Genomic DNA, 22911 nt, shown 5'->3' on the forward strand with positions numbered 1-22911 from the left:
AAAAGCTGGAATGATATTTTTCAATCAACCAGTTTTCACAAATTCTTCAAAATTACACTAGTCCACAACGGCGTAAGTCAACTAACCATTAAAGATTCATGAAAAGCTTATACAATCTGCTTTTTTAATTTTTAATTGTTAATTTTTAATTCCGCCCTGCGGTATTAGTCCACAAAAGAGCAAAACCACTTTCTGATTAGTGTGGGGAACTATCAGATGGGATTTATATTCTGTGAAACCTTGTCTTTTATGAAAATTGCTCTTTTCAGAGTCGCCAATTATGTCTTTGTTTGCTTATCCGATTCTTACAAGAATATCTTTTTCTAGATAATTTTCTTCTTTCTTAAGTAGTATTATTTTATCTCTTGATAGAGGAGGAATCAATTTATGAAATTGTGCTAATGGTGAATGAAAATTCTTGTAACAGAGAATAATTTTATAGTTAAAGCGAATTTAAAATAATGCTTATGACCGATTTAAAAGCGTAGCTCTATTTCTTTATAATTACTCCTTTAGTAAGGTTATCAGACTTGATTACTTTTCAGGATTTATCTAAAAATAGCAAATCAAATATCTGATCATCCTTTAATGATCGAGGTTATATTGGTTCTAGGCTGTTTTGATATCCGTGAAAATTCTGAACAACAGACATTTGAAAATTTTTGAAATATTCATCCCTAAGAAGTGGAGAACAAAATTTTTCAAAAGTAGAATATTAAAGTAATAGATAGCAGAATCCGAAAAAATTCCTGATCAACTTTGCAGCGACTAATTGCTGGTTAAGTTGGAAAAGGATAAAATTTGATTCTTGAAAAATAAACTCTCTCAAGTGATAAATCTAGTTATTACTCAGAAAATATCAAACTTTTGGAAATCAGAGAATTATCTAACCCTTTATAAAAATTCAGGTTTAATTAATGAGCGATTTAAGAGTTTGGGCTGGAGACTACACTAGAATTTTATTTCGTTCTTTACCCTTATTATGGACAGCAGCACCTCAAGAAATGGTGTTTTTAATTGCTGTGACTTTATTGCAAGGGTTTCTTCCTGGGGTTAGTGTTTGGATTACCAAACTAGTAGTAGATACTGTGGCTACAGCCTTAACAACTGGTCAAGCATTAGATGATTCAATTTTGTGGTATTTGGTAGCAGCATGGGTGGGAGCTTTGCTATTAGAAAACCTTCTCTATCCTTGGATCTTGGCACTTCAAGGAAATCTCAATGATAAATTAGCGGCTCACATTAGTTTATTATTAATGCGGAAAGCAGATAGTTTTGCAGACTTGAGCCGTTTTGAAGATGCTGAATTTTATGATGAGTTACAAATTCTGCAACAACAAGTTAGCTATAAACCCTTAAACTTAGTTGAGAACTTGGTGGAATTAAGTCGCTCATTGATTACTTTAATCGTAGTAATTGGGCTATTAATTCCCCTGGCTTTCTGGATACCATTGGTAATTGCGATCGCTACTATACCCCAAATAGTAGTTTCTTCCCAATATGGTAGAGAGATTTGGATCACTTTATTTGAAAACAGTCCTCAAGCCCGAAAAATGCAGTATTACACCTCTTTAATGCTGACTGACACCTATGCCAAAGAAGTTAGATTATTTCAGCTAGGTGCATTTTTTATGCAGCTTTACGGACAAGCATTTCAATCTTTACATCAATCCATGGGTCATTTGCGAGGTAAACAAGCATTTTGGTCATCTAGTTTAGCTATTTTGAGTACATTAGGAAACGGATTTTCTTTCTATTGGGTAGTCAAGCAAGCTTTTAGAGGACTGTTAAGTCCAGGAAGTGTACTTCTGTTCGTACAATCATTAACTTACTTCCAGAATAGTTTAGAAAGATTTGTCAGTCATTGGTTGGATTTGTTCGAGAATATTATTTATATGCAGCAGTTTTTCAACTTTCTCGACAGTCCTACCCCCATGGTATTGAACATACCCGGAGAAAAAATCCCCACTCCGATTCGTGCAGGTATTACTTTTGAGCAAGTTGATTTTCACTATCCAGATGGTAGATTAGCACTCAAGGATATTTCCTTTACCCTTTACCCAGGACAAACAGTCGCTATCGTTGGCGAAAATGGCGCAGGTAAAACCACTCTAGTCAAGCTATTAACGAGGCTCTACGACCCCACCACAGGACGGATTATGATTGATGGGATAGACCTGAGAGATTTAAATTTAGAACAGTGGCGGCGGCAAATTGCGGGGGTTTTTCAAGACTTTGGCCATTACGCACTCACCTTGGGAGAAAATATTGCATTAGGAAATTTAGCAGCGTTAGAACATCGAGAGATTCTTAGATATGCAGTAGAAAAAGCCGATATCGTCAAACTAGTTGATGATTTTCCCAGTGGGGAAGATACACAATTGGGTAAACAGTTTGGCGGTACAGAACTTTCTGGAGGACAGTGGCAAAAATTAGCTCTAGCTCGTGCTTTTGTTCGCAAAGAAGCCCAATTACTACTTTTAGATGAACCTACCGCAGCCCTTGACCCCCGCAGCGAGTGTGATTTTTACCTGCGGTTTGTGGAACTAGCGGAAGGCAAAACTACCATTCTGATTACCCACAGATTAGCCTCGGTGCGAATGGCTGACCGGATTTTAGTCCTCAAAGATGGTCATTTAATTGAAGATGGCACTCACCAAGAACTTTTACAACTGGGAGGCGAATATACCGCCCTCTGGAATATGCAGGTAGAACAGTACGGAGTGTAATACAAAAAAACTTAATTCTAGGACTTACGCAGAAATCATCTTCCACTCTCATTTCTCTGTGTCCTCTGCGCCTCTGTGGTTCGTTATTCCATCAGTCATGAACATCAAAAATCCGATTCCTTCGCTAATTGGGCTGACCGCACTGAGTTTATCTGGAATGGGTATTGCTTACTACAGCCATTGGTATCAACCCAGTAAAAAAGATATTACAGATTTAACAGTCCCTGTCACTACCAGCAACTTAAACATTAAAATCAAAACCAATGGAGTTGTCCAACCAGTTCGCAAAATTAATATTAGCCCAAGAGAAGCCGGTCGAATTGCCAAACTCTATGTAGATGAAGGTAGTTCTGTCCAAAAAGGACAATTAATCGCAGAAATGGAGCGTCAAGCCTTTCAAGCCCAGGTGAATCAGTATCGAGCGCTGTTATGGAAGGCAAAAGCCGAATTACAAGAAAAGCGTAAGGGTTACAGACCGGAAGAAATTGCCATAGCTCAAGCTGATGTGCGTAAGTACACGGCGCAAGTGAGGGAAGCTCAATCTCGCTTGGCATTAGCCTCTCAACGAGTCAAGCGCAGGCAATATCCTACATCTCAAGGAGCAGTATCCCGTGATGATTTAGATGCCGTCTTGAACGAAGAAAAAAGCGCTAGGGATAACTTACAACAAGCTAAATTTAGTCTGATATCTGCCCAACAACAAGTGAAAAAACTACTTTCCGGTTATCAAACTGAGGAAATTACCAAAGCTGGTGCTGAAGTAGCTCAAGCAACTGCCCAATTACAATTTTACGAAAATCAGTTAGAAAATACTTTCATTCGCGCCCCTTTTGCTGGCTTAATTACCCGACGTTTTGCCCAAGCAGGTGACTTCGTAACTCCAAATACTTCTGTTTCTACCAATGAAGGGGGAACTAGTGCCTCCATTGCTGAATTATCCAGTGGTTTGGAAATAGAAGCTAAAGTTCCCGAAGTGAATATGGCGCAAATTCAGAAAAATCAGCCTGTAGAAATTCGCCTTGATGCTTTTCCTGATCAAGTTTTTCAAGGGAAAGTCCGTTTGATTGCTCCTAGAGGAGTTAAGGAAGAAAATGTCACTTTTATGCGAGTCAAGATTGCTTTGGCAACGGGTCAAGATAAACTCAAGGTAGGGCTAAATGTGAAGTTAACTTTTTTGGTGAATGACATTCGCAATGCCTTGGTTATTCCTTCGGCTGCGGTGGTTTCTGGGAAGGGAGGGCAGGTGGGTGTACTGTTACCAGATAAAGATAATCAAGCAAAATTTCATCCTGTACAGGTAGGAATTACTTCTGGTGATAAAACGCAAATTTTGAGCGGGCTTTCTGAGGGTGAACGGGTTTTTATTCAACCACCAGCTAATCAATTAATTGATGGTATTGATCGTGTTACTGGATCTTAGCCTACTCTCTTTTTACTGGAAGAATATTGATTAAATGAACCACGAAGGAGCGAAGAACACGAAGAAAGAAGGAAGAAGAAAGAAGGAAGAAATTAAGTAATTTTATGCTGGGAAGGGATTATGAATTATGAATTTGTTAGAAAGTGTGAACATGTCTTTTGCAACTCTCGCTGCTAATAAACTCCGTAGCGGATTAACTATGTTGGGAATAATTATTGGCAATGCTTCAGTTATTAGTATGATTGGGATTGGACAGGGCGCACAGAATCTTGTGTTGGGTAAACTTGAGGCGTTTGGAGCAAATCAACTGACGGTATATAGCACTTTTGAAGATGATGAAGGCATGAAATTTCCTGATGCTCAATTGGTGTTATCAGATGCAGAAGCAATTAAAGCTCAAGTTCCTAGTGTTAGCAAGGTTGCGCCTATAGATGAGCAAAAAATGCCAATTAGTTTTAATAACAAGTTAACATCAACAACTGTTAAAGGCACTACCTTTGATTTGCTTGCTGTGCAGAATCTTACTCTTGTCACTGGCAGAATGTTTAACCAAATACAACAGCAAGAACAGGCTCAAGTTACTGTTTTGGGTGCAGAAACTAGTCGGAAACTTTTCGGCGATGAAAATCCTGTAGGGCAAGAAGTTCTTATTAATAATATATCGTTTCAAGTTATTGGTTTATTGCAATCAAAGGGTGCATTTGGTGGGGAAAATTCTGATCAAACTGCTATTGTTCCCCTCACAACATTTGCTAATAGGTTAGTGGGACGCAGATCAATATCTGATATTCCTCTCAGTTATATTTTAGTGACTGCCAAAAATAGAGATAGTATTCGCGCCGCAGGTTTTCAAATTACTAATATTCTGGCTCGACTACATGGGAAAAAAGATGTGGCTGTTTTTGCTAATAAGAAGTTTCAAGAATTGGTAGTTCAGGTAACTGGTGTTTTGTCATTATTATTAGCTTTAATTGCGGCTATTTCTTTGTTAGTGGGGGGGATTGGTATTATGAATATTATGTTAGTTTCTGTGACTGAACGTACTCAAGAAATTGGGTTGCGTAAGGCAGTTGGGGCAACTCAGAATGATATTTTAGCGCAATTTTTAATTGAGGCAATTATTCTCTCTCTCTCTGGCTGTCTGCTGGGCATAATTGTAGGAGTTGGGGGAACTATGCCGTTAGCCTTCTTCACGCCTTTGACTCCTCAATTTCCTCTATATGCGATTGTTGTCGCGGTGGGAATATCCGGGAGTATAGGCTTGATTTTTGGTGTATTTCCGGCCCGACAAGCAGCAATGTTAGACCCAATTGTTGCCCTAAGAAGTGGGTGATTATTGAGATTTTTTACGTCACTCCTTCCAATTCCTCATCAGTCAAATCATATAACTTTCGCAACTTATCCAACTTATCTCCATCAGCTTGCCATAAACCGCGTCCCGATGCTTCCAACATTCTCCCCACAATATTTCTAAAAGCTTCAGGATTGGCTTTGCGTAATTTTTCGGCCATTTCTGGATCTAAAGCATAAGTTTCTGCGGCTTGATCATAAACCCAATCATCTTGAAAATCAGCAGTACCACCCCAACCAATTAAAGCCGTCATACGTTGAGAAATTTCAAAAGCACCACCAGAACCTTGATTAGCCATTGCGTCAGCCCATTTGGGATTTAATAACTTAGTTCGGTATTCCATTCGCAATAAATCATCTAAATTGCGGGGTGTGGTGTCTTTAGAAAAACTTTCGACAAAACTGGCTTGTACTTTTTTTCCACTTTGCTTTTCGGCAGCTTTTTTCAAACCTCCCGTATTGGCATAATATTCCTGAATATCAGTTAAACCATATTCTACCGAATCTATTTCTTGAACAATGCGATCGCTAGTTTTTAATAATGTCTGCAATACTTCTGGTCTAGCTTGTCCTTTATCATTTCTACCATAACTAAAGACATTGCGACTTTCCCAAGTATCCCCCAACTCTTCGCCAGATTCCCAATTACCATCAACAACTCTATCATTAACCAAAGAACCAAAATCACCAGAGGGATTAGAAAACAATCTTGCGGAAGAATTTTCCACACCTTGGGCTTTCAAAATCAAAGCGTGTTTTCTAATAAAATTCATTTCCTCCGGTTCATCAATTTCCGCAGCCCGTTGAAATAAATCATCCAATAATTCAATGATATTCACAAAACTATCCCGGAAAATACCCGATAGATTTGCTAACACATCAATACGGGGATGTCCCACCTCAGCAAGAGGTTTTAAATCATATCTAACAATGCGTCCAGTTCCCTCCTTCACAGGTTCAGCACCCACCAATTCCAAGAGAATTCCCAAAGATTCACCCTTAGTCTTAATAGCATCCAAACCCCATAATAAAACTGCTACAGTTTCGGGATATTTCTTATTTTCATCTAAAGACTGAGAAATAATTTTCTTAGCAATTTCCTTACCCCGTTCAAAAGCAGCAGGAGAAGGCATTCTATAAGGATCTAAAGCATGAATATTCCTACCCGTAGGTAACACTCCAGCACCATCCCTTAACAAATCCCCACCAGGTGCAGGAGGAATAAACTCACCATTTAAACCCCTTAAAAGATTAGTTAACTCATCAGTAGATTGATTTAATAACCTTGTAATTTCCTTTCTTTCTTCTTCTTTTCTTCCTTCGTGTTCTTCGCTTCTTCGTGGTTCATTCTCTCCCCCAAAATAAGCATCCAAATAACCAGTTAACTCCTCCTGATTTGGTGCTTCACCTAAAGTATGTAAACCAGAAGAAAAAAGACGATTTTCGAGAACTTGGAGATACTCATACAACTTCACCAAATAATGATCAAAAGCGTGATTACTAAACATCCTCACATTTTCCGGCGTAAAGGGAATACCCAACCTTTTCGCATCATCAAAAGGACAATCCACCTCCAAACCAGTATCAACTATCTTTTTACAAATGCCTTCTTTTAACAGATAATTCTTTTCTGGATCTTCTCGATATTCTGCAATTAAATCGCGGATATTTACCAATTCCTTATACAAACCAGCGCGTCCATAGGGAGGGACATTGTGAGAAATTAACACGCCATAACCGCGACGTTTGGCTAAAATTGATTCTGAAGGATTATTTGCGGCATAAATGTAGAGATTGGGCAGATTTCCTAAGAGAATATCAGACCAAGAATAACCAGTATTTCCTAATGGTGAACCTGGCAACCATTCAACAGTTCCGTGCATTCCAAAATGAACAACTGCATCAGCTTGAAAATCGTTTTGTAACCATTTATAATAAGCTGCATATTGAGGATGGGGGGTTAAATCTCTTTCAAACATTAACCGCATGGGATCTCCTTGAATTCCCAAAGGTGGCTGGACACCTATCCACACATTTCCTAATTGCACACCACCAATATTAAACTCGTCTCCATAGGTTTTAATGCCGCTACCAGTGAGATATTTCCATTGTTTTTCAATGCGAGATGTAAAAAGATAACCTAACCATTTTTCTAATGTTCTAGCATTAACAGTTGTGATGTCTTTTATGTTATTTTCTCCCAGGGGATTAATTTCATCTGCTGCTTTAATTTGGCGAATTAATTCTTCACCATCTTCGGGAATTTCACCAACTGTATAACCCTGTGCTTTCAGTGCATGAAGTAATTTAATTAAACTGCGAGGAACGTTTAATAATGCAGCAGTTCCTACAGCACCATAACCAGGGGGAAAACCATATAAAATAATGGCAATTTTCCGTTGAGAAATAGGTTTTTGGCGGAGGGAAACCCAGCTTTTAACTCTATTAGTTAATCGCTGTATTCGTTCAGGAACTAAATAAATTTGTTCCCCAACTAAACCACCGAGAGGAATTGTATCAATTGCGCCATCTAATTCTGGTAAGGCATATAAGACAACACTTTGCAGACCGCCTACGCCTTGCCTTGTCCAAGAATGAATATCTTGAATTAATAAGGGTGCAGCGACGATATACGGGACATTTTTAGCTGTGAGAATGCGTTTAGCTACTTCCACCTGTCTTCCGGCCTCCATTGAACCAGCCGGACCACCAACCAGGGGAAAACCAATGGTAGAAACTATGGCATCAATTTTTACCGATTCTGCGGAAAGGGAAAGGGTTGCAATTTTACCTCTTTGACGTTCTTGGGTTTCGTAGTCGCTGGTCATCCAATCTCTGACGGCTACGTGTCCCTCTACACCGTTGATAAAGATGGGTAAGGGAGTCAAACCCGCTTTTTCAAAATAGCGGATTAGTTGGGGAATATAGGGCAATTTGGTGATGACGTGCTTTCGGTAAAGTAAAATACCGATAATTGGGGACTGGGTAATTTTATTCCTTTCTTTCTCCTGACTCCTGACTCCTGACTCCTGACTCCTTCTTTGATACCATTCTAAGTATGCTTTGGGTGATGTAAAAAATCCTTGATAATCAGGATGTAATAACCCCATATCGGGGGTTTCCATGGGTGGGGGTATATCTCCAACTTTTAAATCTAAGTATTTTTCCGCAATTGTCCAAAATAGGGAAGCGACGTTTTCTGAACCGCCGGCGTTCCAGTAACCATAGATAATTAACCAGTTACGAAGGTCTTGGACTTTTTGGACGGGGATGAATTTTAATAACTTTGGTCCGATTTTCAGGAAACTGATATAACCGGCAAGTTTGTCTTCTTCTTTACCGTTGCTGAATTTGTCCAGGATGAATTTAATGGGTTTGGGCATTCCTGCGGGTTTGTCACCAATCGCAAAAGCTCCTATTTTGGTTAAACTCATTAATTCCAGTGCTGACTCGAAAATGAGCCGGATAGGGATGTTAGCGACACGCTCCCGCAACCATACAACTTGGTCATAATCAAAGAGTAAGCTACCAAAGAATACATCTGCGTTTTTAAGTGCCGCTGCTACTTCCGTGCTATTGGTGGTAATATTGCGATCGCTAAATACTCGAATATCCAACTCTGGACACCGGGAATTAGCCAAATCAGCCGCTTTTCGGTACAAGTCCGCGTTAAACGATTCAAACCCAGCAATCAAGACAATGCGTTTCATGCGCTTTTGCTACGAAATATTTCTTTACATTGATCTTAAACATTTTTGGAGATTAATGGGGGAATCTCTACCTAGAGATTAAAATAATGTCTATGCTTTTTGGAACTATATTAACCAGTAGCAGACTCTTGGCATAGTAAAAAAGTCAATTAAGGAGATACAAATGAAATTCGGTATTGATATTGGTCACAATTGCCCTCCCGATAGTGGTGCAGAGGGAATTAAATCCGAAAATAAGTTAACAATGGAAGTGGGTAATAAGGTTATAGCTAAATTAGAAAATTTAGGACATACAGTAATTGCCTGTAAACCGAATAGTGCCAGGACAGTAAATCAATCTTTAGGTAGCCGGTGCGAAAAAGCCAATAGTAACCGAGTAGATATTTTTGTATCTATTCATTTTAATGCTTTTAATGGACAAGCTAATGGAACAGAAGTATTTGCTATTAGCGACGCTGGCAAAAAAATTGCCCAAAAAGTATTAGATGAAATTGTCAAATTGGGATTTTTTAATCGTGGTGTTAAAAGTGGCTCACATTTGTATGTTCTCAGAAGAACAAATATGCCAGGAATTCTTATAGAATGTTGCTTCATTGATTCTGCCAAAGATATACAACTATATGATGGTGAAACAATGGCTAATGCCATAGTTGCCGGCTTAACAGGTAAAGTAGCAAATACTTCTGTAAATCCTGTGCCTAATGCTCCTGTAAATACTGTTATAGATGAAGAACAGAATAAAGATAAGAGCATTTTCAGACTACAAAAAGCTTTAAATCGGCTGAAAATTACTGATAAAAATAATCGGACCCTAGTCGAAGATAATAGCATGGGACAAGCTACATCTTCCGCAACGGAAAAATTTCAGAGAATTGTGGGAGTTTTACCCACAGGAATAGCAGGTAATACTACTTGGGATGCTATCAATCAAATATTAGCTAAACGAGTTGTGCAAGGGACTCATACTAGTGGTGTAATTATCAGATATTTACAATATCGTGTCGGTGCTGATCCTGATGGTATCTATGGTCCACAAACACAAGCAGCAATCAAGAAATTTCAACAACAAAACGGTTTAACTGCTGATGGTATTATTGGGGCAATTACTTGGCAGAAATTGGTAGGTTAGATAAATTTTCATTTAATTTATTGATCCCTAATTCCTCAAAGAATACTACTGATAAATAGGGAGTAAATCTCCCTCTTCCTATCTGCGAAAATGCAAAATTGGCATAGCAAATAAACCCCAAGCCAAACCCGTAATCAAACCAAAAGGGGTAACAATATAATTATTAAAATCCCATAAACCGAAGATCTGCGCTGCTAATTCCAAGGGATAAGCCATCATTAATACACTAGCAAAAGCCGCACCAGTCCAACCATATTGACTTAACCAAAAACCGCCTTTGCCATTAGTTAAACCATACAAAATCCGAGTCATCAATAAACCTGATACCGTTCCATAACAGCGCATACAAACCGCCATAATAAAAGGTGGAGATAACTCCAAACCCATAGTAGGCTGCGGACATACATGATTACCCATAAAGTAAATAATGTCCGCAATCCCCGGAAGCAAAAACACGCCAGACGCAGCCAAAAAAGGAGCAAGAGGGGGACCAAAAACCATCCCAGCTAACAGGAAATCCGCAAAAAAACTCACCCAATTAACTTGTAACCCTCTTAACAAAACTACCCTTTCCATATTCTCTCTGTGTCCTCTGCGCCTCTGCGGTTCGTTTTCTGCAATTAGTATTATAGGGTAGAAAATACCCAAAATGATTATAAATCATCATCTGGATCTATCCCCATTGCCCGTAAACGTGCTGCTAATTGTGCAGCTTTAACTTCTGCTTTTTCAGCCCTTAATTTTTGTAATTGGGCTTCTTCCTGACCTACCAATAACAAATTACCATCTAAATCCCACCAGCGTAGCCAAAGTTGTTCAGGATTATTTAAGTAACTTCCTTGCCATAGTCCCAATTCTACAGCTAATGGCGCAATAGGATAATGTCCACGTTCGTTAGGCTGCATTTTTTGGTAAGAAAAATCAACCAAATGATAAACTTCTAATTTGCTATTATTCACTTCATAAATAGCATAGTAGGGAATGCGGATAATGCGCTCGTATACCCAGAATTTACCAGGTTTTTCACCTTCTTTTAAACCCGGTAGAGGAGTTGTATCTCTTTCTTCTTCACCATTACCACTAGCTAATTCTATAGCAATTAATGGGGGAATATATTCCCGCCATAAAACATAAGAACGGCGAATTTTACCTGCTAATTGTGGTGCTACATCAGGGACATAAAACCAATCTGGTGCTACTGTACCTTTTTCTGGTGGTTCAGTTTTGCACCAGTAAATACCACAATCTTGACCTATACAAAATTGTCCGTCGGGATGTAATTTTTGTAAAGTTTGAATTATTGAATCTGTGATAATTATACTTTGAGGATGTTCTTGAAAGTTTTTCACGAAAGTACCATCAGACTCTGGTAGTTGAGTATGATCAGGAAACTGCGGTGGTATAGCAATATCAGCCAGGGTTTCACTCATACTATTTAAAGGATTGCAGTTGTTAATTTAGTATTATATCAGAGAATAGGGAGCGCGGAATTACTGGATATTGTATTATATAAGGTTATACGGTCATCTATCACAGATTATGATTTGCTGCTTAAATCCCGATTGTTCCCAGCCTATCAACCCTGATCATAATAAGTTCTGTCAAAGTTGCAGAACCCCATTAATACCATTATTAATCAGTCGCTTTCGAGTATTGCGGGTGCTTTCTAATGAAGGTGGTTTTGGGAGAACCTATTTAGCGGAAGATAGCCAGAAACTCAATGAAATTTGTGTAATCAAGCAACTTGCACCAAAACAGTCAGGAACTTACGCTTTAAAAAAAGCCACAGAATTATTTATTGAAGAAGCTAAACGCTTACAAGATTTAGGAGAACACCCGCAAATAACAATGCTGTTTGCTTATTTTGAAGATAATGGTTTTCTCTATTTAGTACAACAGTTTATTAAAGGCGAGAATTTATTAGATGAATTAGAACAAAAGGGTAAATATAACGAAAATCAAATTCGGGAATTATTACTAGATTTATTACCATCTTTAAAGTTTATTCATGAGCGCCAGGTTATTCATCGGGATATTAAACCACAGAATATCATGCGCCGAGCCAGTGATGGTAAATTGGTATTAATTGATTTTGGGGCATCAAAACAATTAACTACCACAGTTCACACCCAAATAGGAACACGAATAGGTACTCATGGTTATAGTCCACTGGAACAAATAGAAGGTGGTGAAGCTTATCCAGCCAGTGATTTATTCGCTTTAGGTGCAACTTGTTTTCATTTATTAACAGGGGTTAATCCTTTTAATTTATGGACAAGAAATGGTTTTAATTGGCGACAATATTTACCTAGTTCTGTGAGTCAGGAATTGGGTAAAGTTTTGGATAAATTGTTGGAAGTTGAGATTCGAGAACGGTATCAATCTGCAGATGAGGTCATCAAAGATTTACAAATTCCTCCTACATTTGTTGTATCTCCAGGGGGAAATAAAAATTCATCTTCGGGAAATTCTAAAACTATAATAAATGGTACAATAGGTCGTCGCGTTTTTATCTATGGAGGATTATCTTTAGGTGGTGTAACTGTTGCATTTATAGGACAAAGTTTATTTTCTGGGCAGCAAAATCAAACCTCAATTTCAGATACAACAACTCCTGAAAATACAACAACTCCTGAAAATACAACAACTCCTGAGAATACAACTTCCTCAAATAACCTGAAAACCTTTAGTTTTGAAGTGGTCAGCACTGACGCAACCGGAAACATCATTAACCGACGGAATGAAAGTGCAACATACTTTACAGAAGATTTAGGAAATGGTGTGACATTGGAAATGGTGGAAATCCCAGGGGGAACATTTATCATGGGTTCACCGGAAAGTGAAGCAGGAAGGGATTCAAAGGAAGGACCACAACATCAAGTTACTGTTCCTGCTTTCTTCATGGCAAAATATGAATTGACACAGGCACAATATCAAGCTATCATGGGTAGTAACCCTTCTGCATTCAAAGGCAATAATCGCCCAGTGGAAAGAGTCAGTTGGAATGATGCAGTTACATTCTGTGAAAAGTTAAGTCAAAAAACACAGAAATACTACAGATTACCCAGTGAAGCCGAATGGGAGTATGCTTGTAGAGCCGGAACTACCACACCGTTTTATTTTGGTGAAAGTATTACCCCAGAATTGGTAAACTATAATGGTAATTACACTTATGGTTCTGCACCAAAAGGCCAGTATCGTCAACAAACCACAGATGTAGGTTCTTTTCCCCCTAACGCTTTTGGCTTGTACGATATGCACGGTAATGTGTGGGAATGGTGTCAGGATGATTATATAAATAGTTACAATAACGCGCCTACAGATGGTAGTGCATTGACAGGGCGAAGTAGTACAAAGCTGCTGCGCGGTGGTTCGTGGTACGACGATCCTGACTATTGCCGTTCTGCTTATCGCTACTACCCCTATCTCGACCTCAACAACGACCATTTTGGTTTTCGGGTTGTATGTAGTGGTGCGGCGAGGACTTAGTAGCCCTTTACACTCTTGCTCTTTTGCCCTTTTCTTTTCTTTCTCTTTTCCCTTCTTAACCCCCGCCGTTAGGCGGAAAAATAAAATTTTTTCTTTCGACAATAAAGCCGATTGTGGTGTCTTTGCTTAGGATAGCACACATTTTTTAAATTGTCAGAATCAGGATTTCCAGGATTTGAGGATTTACAGGATGTTATTGATAAATTGCTGGTTTTCCTTTGCGTCTTTGCGTGAAAATGAATATTCAATATTGTCAGAATCAGGATATCCAGGATTTGAGGATTTACAGGATGTTATTGATAAATTGCTGGTTTTCCTTTGCGTCTTTGCGTGAAACTGAATATTCAATATTGTCAGAATCAGGATATCCAGGATTTAAGGATTTACAGGATGTTATTGATAAATTTCTGGTTTTCCTTTGCGTCTTTGCGTGAAACTGAATATTCAATATTGTCAGAATCAGGATATCCAGGATTTAAGGATTTACAGGATGTTATTGATAAATTGCTGGTTTTCCTTTGCGTCTTTGCGTGAAACTGAATATTCAATATTGTCAGAATCAGGATTTTTGTAATATCCCTATCCCTAAATTATTTTAAATAAATTGAGTATTTGTAATTTGTATTTTGAGAATTTTATGTTTGAAAATCGTATATATTAACCTTAATCATAAATTCCTAAACCCTAAAAACACAACTCAAACAAACATCCTGGAAATCCTTAAATCCTGGATATCCTGATTCAGACAATTTAATTTTATAACCCTATGAGTTTTGACAACGTTTGCAAACTATTAGCAGAAAAATATCCCTTTGATTTTGCTAAATGGTTGCTTCCCCAAGCACCAAAAACCATCAAAGTCTTAAAAACCGAATTGAGTATAGAACCAATTCGCGCTGATTTTGTCACCTTCCTACAAACAGAAAATCGCATTTTACATATTGAATTTCAAACCAACCCACAATCTAAACCTCCGATTCCTTTTAGAGAGTTAGACTATTCAGTGAGATTAATCCGTACATATCAAGTTCCTGTAACCCAAGTTGTGATTTTCTTACAAGAAACAAATGATCCAATTGTTTTTACTGAAGAATATGTTAACGAAACAACACGACACCGTTATCGTGTAATCAGAATGTGGGAACAAGATTCAGCATTATTTCTCAATAATCTGGCATTATTACCATTAGCACCATTAACACAGACAAATTCACCTCAAGGCTTATTATCCCAGATTGCCAATAATGTTGCTAAAATTGCAGATAGGGAGACTAAACAGGATATTGCAGCTTACACAGAGATTTTAGCAGGTTTGCGATTTGAGAAAGACTTTATTCGTCAATTGTTAAGTGAGGATATTATGCAAGAATCAGTCATTTATCAGGACATTTTGCAGAAGGGAGAAAGAATAGGAGAACAAAAGGGAGAACAAAGAGGAGAAATTAAATTTTGTTTGTTTTTACTTAATCAACGGTTTGGGGAAATTGATTCTTTAATAGTTGAAAAAGTCAAAGGTTTACCTGTTGAACAGTTAGAAAATCTAGGTGCGGCGTTGTTTAATATTTCGGAAGTTGCTGATTTAGTCACTTGGTTAAATCAACAAGATCATCAGAACTAATAATTTGTGGGGTTGGGTTGCAAAACCCAACCTACTTGATAATTACAAATTTTTCATTAAAGCTACTAAAATTTTCATTAAAGTTTCTAAATCATTGGGGACACGATAAAGGTTTAGATCTTGAGTAATTTCTTTTGATTCCCGATGTAAAATTACAAATTGCCAAATATTACCAATAGAAACTGCACCATACAGGATAGGATGATCAATAGGAAACCAATTATCAAAGGCAATTAATTCTACGGCTAATTGGACAATTCCCCTTTCTAAATCGGCATTTTTAGCTTCAATAACTAATAATTGATTGTCAGCTTTAATATAATAATCAACAACTCCTTTTAATTGATTGTTGATATTCAACCCATACTCTACTCTAACTTTAGCATGGGTATAGTGAATTAGTTCCATAATTACAGGAGCAATTAAAAATTCTCTTCTGGCGGTTTCACTGGTTAAACTAATATAGGGTAAACTTTCTTCAATACGATTTTTTAGGTCTGTTAATCTTTCTAAGTTTTGTTGAGTTGTGGGTAAGGTAAGAGATTGTGATTGAAAGTTATAGCCAAAATATTCTATAATTTCATCTGGTTCATAATTCAATTTGAAATAATCAGCAAAGGTGTAGGATTGATTAGAATCAATTATTGGGATTTTTCCCATAATTCCTACCTCAATAACAATTATATTGAAATGTTAGCGGGCAAGATGCCCGCACCACAAGATTGAGAATCTTAAAGGATCTATTCCTTATCCTACATTAGCAACATAAGGACTCGTCAACTTATCCAACTGCTGAGTTAACAGACTGAGGAATAAACCCACATCTGTCACCACACCTACAGATTCTATTGAACCGCGATCGCTCAATTTTGTCACTACAGCCGGGTTTATGTCCACACAAACCATCTTCACACCAGCCGGAGTCATATTTCCCACCCCAATAGAATGCAGCATGGAAGACAGCATCAAAATCATATCTGCACCTTGGATGATTTGGGAATATTCCTGTTGTGCTAAAATCAAGTTCATTTGCGTATCTGGTAAAGGTCCATCATCCCGAATTGAACCAGCGAGGGAAAAGGGAATGTTATTTTTCACACATTCATACATCACCCCACTTTTCACCACTCCCGCTTCTACAGCTTTAGCAATGCTACCAAAACGGCGGATAGTATTAATTACCTTTAAATGATGTCGGTGTCCACCCCGCACAGCCACACCCCGCTTCATATCCACACCCAGGGATGTTCCCAGCAAGTTTTGTTCCATGTCATGAACAGCGATCGCATTTCCGCCTAAAAGACCCTGTACATAGCCTTCTCGAACTAAGCGACAGAGATGTTCACCCCCACCTGTGTGAATTACCACAGGACCTGCCGTAACAACTACTTTACCACCGCTATCCTTAATTTTACGTAACTCCCAAGCCACCTGTTCCACGACTAATTCCACTCGTCTTTCGCTGGAAACACCGGAAGACATAAAGCTGAATTCTTGAGAATTGCGTTGTTCGCGTGATTCGGCTTTGCGGACGGTGCGGATACCTAAAACATCCACAACTACTTTATCGCCGATTTCTAAATCCCGGAGGAGTTTGCATTTTGCTACTATACCATTAGCAGTTGTGGAAATAGCGATCGCCCCATCCATGCGTTGATTTTGCACCTTCAGCCATTCTCCATTTACACGAATTTCAGTAGGATAAATCGTGCTGACATAGAAATCATCAGGAGCAACACCCGCTTGGATCACAGGTTCTAATCTAGTATCTCGTTCGTCTTGGGGTAAATCAACCGCACCCAAATCAATCAACTGGGAGATGATTTCTTCCATCACTTCGTGAGATGGTGCAGATACCCTCACCTCAGCCGCAGATGTACTTTGACGTTGTTCTCCCAAGTTGAATTTGAGAACTTGGAAACTTCCCCCCATTTCCACAATTAAATCTAAAGCGCGGTTAATTAAACCTGCATCTAGCAAGTGTCCTTCCATGCGAATGACACGACTTTCTACAGAAGCATTAGCGTGAATTTCCTCGCCAATAGGTTCTGTTACCCGCAAAGTCAAGCATTTAGCCGCACCACCGGCTTTGAGAAATTCTGTTAACGGGGTTTCAATAACTTGGAAACCAACTTCCGCTAACCGTGATTTTAAATTCTCACTCGTTTTGTTCATAATCACGATGCTATCCACATTCACCGCATTACAAGCAAAGTTGACAGCATCAGCTTCTTCAATAGCAATCCGCTTTTCCGGTGCGACGCGCATTTCAATCACGCGGTTGGAGTAGGAATCAAACGCGCCAGGATAATACAGCAAATAACCATTCGCCAAAGGACAGAAGCAGGTATCCAGGTGATAAAAACGCTCATCCATTAAGCGCAGAGAAATCACCTCAATGTCCAGCCATTTAGCCAGGTAGGGGTGAGAATCCAATTCTGACCGGAAACCATATCCAGCCCACAACCAGCGTCCTTCTCGGTCTAGGAGTGCATCACCAGCACCTTCAAAGGGGAGGTCTTTGGGAAGTGTGTAAACATTAAAACCATTTTGTTCAAACCACTGTTGAAAATACGGTTCTTCACCTTGGCGTTCTTTATGTAAAAAGCGGCTAAGAACCACATTTTCACCGAGGACTAAACCCGCGTTAGCACTGAATACCATATCAGGCCAACCTTTCTCTGGGGCAACTAAATCAACAATGGCGTGATTTTTAATGACATTGTATAATTTATTCCATTGCTCTACGGCGCGATCGCGTGAGGACTTATGAATATTCCCTTCCATCCAAGGATTAATCACATAATCCACATCATAATGGTCAGGAGCGCACATCAAAAACCGAATTTGGGAAACCATAAAAATCTTACTAACTTCTAAAATGCTACTAATGTCTTCTGGATACAGAGTTTTGGTGATCCAATTCTGTCAAATCTGCTACTTAACCTCTACCTTCTCTTCTTGGTAGGCTTTACAAGGATATCGTATTATTCTATTACTGCTAGGGACAATGTGATAGGTAGGAGAGAAATGGTTGTGTTTGAATGCAATATTAACTTGTTAATTGATGGGTGATTCTGATTATTGGCTTAACTTGCTCTACAATAATTAAATTATGAAGTTTTCTATTATGCCCCCTACACTAAAAGCAATCTATCGTAACGGCACATTCACTTTGGAAACAGCCTGTAATTTACCTGAAGGTTCTGAAGTGGAATTACTCATCCAATCAAATTCTGTTGTTTCACCTCCCATTTCCGATGTAGAAAGCAAACAACGTTTTCTCAATCTTCTAATTTCACGAATGCAGCAAAATCCAATTCCATTAAATGCACCTCATTTTACACGGGAGATGCTGCATGAACGCTGTTAATACTAAAATGGTATTTTCTATTTGGAATATAGGCGAAAAATGAAAATCAAATTCTCAAACTTAGGTAGTATTCAAGAAACAGAGTTAGATTTGCGTCCTCTGACAGTAATTATTGGACCCAATAACTCCGGTAAGACCTATCTTGCCTATTCTACTTATGGTTTGTGGCAGCGTGCTGGTAGAACTATACGTATCCAATATGTATCTAATAACTTAAAACTTAATCAGCAAGGAGAAGGTACTTGGTCATTGACAATAGATAATGATCTACTTGATTTATTTATAAAAGATGCGGAAGAAACAGCAAAAAATTTTCAAGGAAGTGCTTTAGAATCATTTTTTCAAGATTCAAGTCGCAAGCTTTTTATTAAAACAGCATTTAAAATAATGATTTCTCGTCAAGAAGTGGAAAATGCTATACATCAACTAACTCAACAGAAGGCTTTTAGTTTAATGGGTGGAAGTTCTATAAAAATTAGCCGCCAAGATAATATTTTATCTTTTAAGATAGATAGTGAAATTGAGGAAATAGATACAAGTGCAAATAATAGCTTAACTGATTTATTCGATCATTTAAACGAGAGAATAATTTTGTCATTTATACTTATTATTAAAAAATTACTTTTTTCTAATGCCTTCCCATTTCCCGCAGAAAGAAATGCTTTTATAAATACCTATAAAATGTTAGCAAATAGGCGTTATAAACTTCTTAAAGAAACTCAAAGAGAATTATTTAGTAGCAGTAGTTCAGAAAGACAACTTGATCTACTAAAAGAACAAGGTGATATTCGTTATCCACAACCAGTAGAAGATTTCTTAGATTTTTTATCTGAAATAGAACTTGAAGAAATACCCAAAACTAATTCAAGCAATAAAAACGAATTCCAAAAATTAGCCGATGAGATTGAAAAACAGCTACAAAACAAAAATAAAACTAATTTAAAACCTACTAAACTAGGTGGAAAAGAAATAAAAGTTTTAGTTAAAAAGGGTTTAGAAATTGATATATATAATGCTTCATCTTCTGTCAAACAACTTGCACCATTGCTTTTATATTTAAGATATCGTGCAAGTAAAGGTCATTTTCTGGTAATAGATGAACCAGAGATGAACTTACACCCAGAATCACAAGCAAAGCTGCTGGAAGCATTATCTATTCTTGTCAATCTTGGTGTGAGAATTTTACTCACTACCCATAGTCCCTATATTATGGCACATCTGAATAATTTAGTTAATGGTAATCATGAAAATCCTGAAATATTAAAACGTCAATCTTCATCTTTATATCTTCAAGATGAAAGAGCATTTTTACCTATTGATAAAGTTAGTGCTTATGAAATGAAAGATAATAAATTAGTTTCATTAAATGATCCAGATTATGGCATTAGATGGGATACTTTAAGTGATGTTGCTGTAGATATTCAACAAAAGTTTTTTGAAATTTATGAAGCAGGACAAGAAAAAGCAGATGAAACAGAAGAATAATTTTGCTCAAATTCTCAAAGACAAAAAAGATAAACTTGACTGGCAAAATTTTAACTTTCTAGAAAATCTCCTAGTTTTCTGTACAGTACCAGGAAGAAGTGTTCCTAAAGAAAGTGGAGTACATTTTCGGATAACTTTAGATTCTGAAAATCAAGCTATATGTATTTTGTTTGAAATAGATAGAAGAAATGATCCTCTTATTAGAAATCAAGCATTAAAGCGTCCAGATTATATGTCTGTTTATATTGATTCTAATTCTTGTATTTGCACAATTATTGAAATGAAAGGAAAGAATCACAACTCTTTAGAAAATGGAATTGAACAAATTTTAAAATTGAAAGAAATTTTACAAAATGAAATATCTGATCATTTACCAACTAAATTCAAAATTAAATGTCAAGGAATTTTATTAACTCCCTACAATTCACAAATTCCATTTAAAAAAATAGCGGAGTTAGCTGCAAATGGTTTTATTATTTTACCTATTCAATATGATCATAAAGCCGAGTTATATCCTTATGTTTCAAAGCCAAATAAAATAACAGACAAATATAATCATCAAGAAATTACTGAATCAATGGCTTTATTGATTGAAGAGATTTTAACAAAAATAGCATTACCAAAACGTATAGAAGATGACTATTATTCCAGAAATTTTGTAATTAAGAGGGATAGAAAAGGGATTTATATTAATTATTTATTACCAGATAAAACAGATTATATAACTTTATTATCGAATACAAAATTTACTGAAATTAATATGCAAGAATCTGAAGACAAAGAAAAAATCAAAGATGAATTAGTATTACTAAATTTAATAAATAGATTAGCAATAAAATTTTCAAATCATCAAATATCAGAGTCTAATGACTAATTTACCTATTTTTCAGTAATATCATGGTAAATTCTTACAGAGGTAGCCCATGATAGTTTTATAGAGATATGCAAAACAAAAATAGTCGGTTTCTAGTTGGTAACACCAGAGGCAATAACGTTCTGATGTTTGATGCCTATACAGGCAGTCCCCTGGGGACATTTATCGAAAAGGGTAGACTTGATAACCCTGACACCTTACTCTTCGGACCAGACGGAAATGGTGATGGTAAAAGTGACCTTTACATAGCCAGTGGTACAAAAAAAGGCAGTTCCTCTATATTGAGGTTTGACGGACAAACTGGTAGTTTTATTGATGTATTTGTGGGAGATAATCCCAATACAAGTTTAGATGAAAGTGGTGGTTTAATTCGTCCCTATGGTCTTGCTTATGGATCAGATGGTAATTTTTACGTTTCCAGCTTCTTAACCGACCAAATATTACGCTATAATGGCGCAACGGGGGCATTTATTGATGTTTTTGCCCAAGGAAATGGTAAAAAAGATAGCTTAAATGGACCAAATGGGCTACTCTTTATCAAAAATAGTCTTTATGTTACCACCCAAGGAAGTGTAGCCACTGTTAATCCTCAAACTGGAGAGGTTAAGGCTGATTTTAGTGCAGGTTTGTCTAGTCAAGTTTTACGTTACGACTCCCTAGCAGCGGGAACAACTCCCACAGTCTTTGCTACTCCCACACCATCACCTGATAGTTTTAACTTTGTCAGTTTGCTGGGTTTAGCGGTGGGTGAAGATAATGATTTGTATGTGAGTGATTTTGCTAACGGTATTCAACGCTATGATTTGGAAACTGGGAATTTAGTCAATACTCTTTCTACAAATTATACAACTAGTCAGTCACCCAGTAATAATTTTATTGGCGGACTTGCTTTTGCGCCTAATGGTAATTTACTCACTGTGGGTTTTAATGTTAGCACTACACAGGGGGCTATTCTCAGCTATGAAAGTGAGAGTAGTTCAGTTGTTAGTCCATTTCAGGTTTTAGTTCCTACAAACCCGGTTCTTGAACGTCCTGTGGGGATAACTTTTTTCCCTACAGAAAATCAGTTGGTATCTGGAACTACTGGAAACGATGACTTGGTTGCGGGTAAAGATTTAGAAGCAGTTGCAGATATTGTATTTACTGGTGCTGGTGATGACAAAGTTGATCTGGCTATCAAAACCTATGCAAGTGATAATAACGTCTTCTTAGGTAGTGGTAATGACGTGATAGATGTCAGTAAAAGCGATCGCACTTTTGGCGATTTAGGTAATGATACTTTTTATGCTACTGATGGTAAAGGTGGTAATCGGATGTCCGGTGGCGCTGGTAATGATACCTTTTTCTTGGGTAGTAATGACCGCGCTTTGGGTGGTGATGGTAACGACACCTTCTTTATCCAAACAGGTGGTAATAATTTAATCAGTGGTGGTGCTGGCGCTGATAATTTCCAGATTGTGACTCTTGAACTCCCTAAAACTCCTAATAGGATTTTAGATTTTCAGACAGGTATTGATACTATAAGTATCTTTGGTGCTAAAGCACTTGGTATTTCTGCCACTAATTTAGTATTGAATCAAACGGCTGGCGATACTGATATCATCTTTGGTAACAGAACTCTAGCTATCTTGAGTGGCGTTACAGGCTTAAATATTAATGTCATCAACCTTGTAAATTAAAGCAATACAATGGAGGGCGGGGAGACCCCGCCCCTACTTTGTAATATTTACTCTT

At 37.6% G+C, this 22911-nt stretch carries 15 protein-coding genes; 10 read left to right on the forward strand and 5 right to left on the reverse strand.

What is annotated here, in order from left to right; translation table 11 throughout:
- Window positions 1-917 precede the first annotated feature (917 nt).
- The 3 genes from BMF77_RS16795 (at window position 918) to BMF77_RS16805 (ending at window position 5482) form a co-directional block, all read left to right on the forward strand.
- Entirely contained in the window at window positions 918-2729 is a 1812-nt protein-coding gene (locus BMF77_RS16795; protein WP_148764374.1) for an ABC transporter ATP-binding protein, read from the forward strand.
- Between the two features lie 97 nt (window positions 2730-2826).
- A complete protein-coding gene (locus BMF77_RS16800) occupies window positions 2827-4149 on the forward strand; it encodes an efflux RND transporter periplasmic adaptor subunit (protein WP_148764376.1) in 1323 nt (440 codons plus the stop codon).
- Between the two features lie 127 nt (window positions 4150-4276).
- Window positions 4277-5482, forward strand: coding sequence for an ABC transporter permease (locus BMF77_RS16805; RefSeq protein ID WP_148764378.1), 1206 nt, complete (start codon window positions 4277-4279; stop codon window positions 5480-5482).
- A 13-nt stretch (window positions 5483-5495) separates the two neighbouring features.
- On the opposite strand, the gene bchH is transcribed toward BMF77_RS16805, so the two are convergent.
- Entirely contained in the window at window positions 5496-9209 is a 3714-nt protein-coding gene (bchH, locus tag BMF77_RS16810) for a magnesium chelatase subunit H (RefSeq protein ID WP_148764380.1), read from the reverse strand.
- A gap of 163 nt (window positions 9210-9372) precedes the next feature.
- On the opposite strand from bchH, the gene BMF77_RS16815 reads away from it, so the two are divergent.
- Window positions 9373-10338: an N-acetylmuramoyl-L-alanine amidase gene (locus BMF77_RS16815; protein WP_148764382.1), complete on the forward strand. Its 966-nt coding sequence runs from the start codon at window positions 9373-9375 to the stop codon at window positions 10336-10338.
- 78 nt (window positions 10339-10416) lie between these two features.
- Here the strand turns inward: BMF77_RS16815 and BMF77_RS16820 are convergent, their stop codons facing one another.
- The gene (locus tag BMF77_RS16820; protein ID WP_148764384.1) at window positions 10417-10914 is read right to left on the reverse strand and encodes a DUF2085 domain-containing protein; all 498 of its coding nucleotides are present in this window, start codon (window positions 10912-10914) and stop codon (window positions 10417-10419) included.
- Window positions 10915-10991: 77 nt separating this feature from the next.
- Window positions 10992-11768: a Uma2 family endonuclease gene (locus tag BMF77_RS16825; protein ID WP_148764386.1), complete on the reverse strand. Its 777-nt coding sequence runs from the start codon at window positions 11766-11768 to the stop codon at window positions 10992-10994.
- A 109-nt stretch (window positions 11769-11877) separates the two neighbouring features.
- On the opposite strand from BMF77_RS16825, the gene BMF77_RS16830 reads away from it, so the two are divergent.
- Together BMF77_RS16830 and BMF77_RS16835 are read left to right on the forward strand one after the other, a co-directional pair.
- Window positions 11878-13827 carry a bifunctional serine/threonine-protein kinase/formylglycine-generating enzyme family protein gene (locus tag BMF77_RS16830; RefSeq protein WP_148764388.1) on the forward strand — a complete coding sequence of 650 codons (1950 nt, stop codon included), beginning with the start codon at window positions 11878-11880 and terminating at the stop codon, window positions 13825-13827.
- A 766-nt stretch (window positions 13828-14593) separates the two neighbouring features.
- Window positions 14594-15445: a DUF4351 domain-containing protein gene (locus BMF77_RS16835; protein WP_148764390.1), complete on the forward strand. Its 852-nt coding sequence runs from the start codon at window positions 14594-14596 to the stop codon at window positions 15443-15445.
- A 42-nt stretch (window positions 15446-15487) separates the two neighbouring features.
- Here BMF77_RS16835 and BMF77_RS16840 read toward each other — a convergent pair whose 3' ends face one another.
- On the reverse strand, window positions 15488-16105 hold the full coding sequence (locus BMF77_RS16840) for a hypothetical protein (protein ID WP_148764392.1): 618 nt from the start codon (window positions 16103-16105) through the stop codon (window positions 15488-15490).
- An 87-nt stretch (window positions 16106-16192) separates the two neighbouring features.
- Complete coding sequence (locus tag BMF77_RS16845) at window positions 16193-18304, reverse strand: TIGR00300 family protein (RefSeq protein ID WP_148764394.1); 2112 nt, start codon at window positions 18302-18304, stop codon at window positions 16193-16195.
- A 256-nt stretch (window positions 18305-18560) separates the two neighbouring features.
- Here BMF77_RS16845 and BMF77_RS16850 point away from each other — a divergent pair, with 256 nt between their 5' ends.
- From BMF77_RS16850 to BMF77_RS16865, 4 genes are all read left to right on the forward strand, one after another.
- The gene (locus tag BMF77_RS16850) at window positions 18561-18818 is read left to right on the forward strand and encodes an antitoxin family protein (RefSeq protein ID WP_246862942.1); all 258 of its coding nucleotides are present in this window, start codon (window positions 18561-18563) and stop codon (window positions 18816-18818) included.
- 39 nt (window positions 18819-18857) lie between these two features.
- Window positions 18858-20303 (forward strand): AAA family ATPase, encoded by a 1446-nt coding sequence (locus BMF77_RS16855; RefSeq protein WP_148764398.1) that lies wholly within the window; start codon window positions 18858-18860, stop codon window positions 20301-20303.
- The gene (locus BMF77_RS16860) at window positions 20287-21177 is read left to right on the forward strand and encodes a hypothetical protein (protein ID WP_148764400.1); all 891 of its coding nucleotides are present in this window, start codon (window positions 20287-20289) and stop codon (window positions 21175-21177) included. Before BMF77_RS16855 ends, BMF77_RS16860 begins: the two co-directional genes overlap by 17 nt.
- A gap of 68 nt (window positions 21178-21245) precedes the next feature.
- Complete coding sequence (locus BMF77_RS16865; RefSeq protein WP_053538478.1) at window positions 21246-22856, forward strand: hypothetical protein; 1611 nt, start codon at window positions 21246-21248, stop codon at window positions 22854-22856.
- Window positions 22857-22911 lie beyond the last annotated feature (55 nt).

The sequence above is a fragment of the Dolichospermum sp. UHCC 0315A genome (genome assembly GCF_008121535.1).
GTDB classification, from domain to species: domain Bacteria; phylum Cyanobacteriota; class Cyanobacteriia; order Cyanobacteriales; family Nostocaceae; genus Dolichospermum; species Dolichospermum lemmermannii.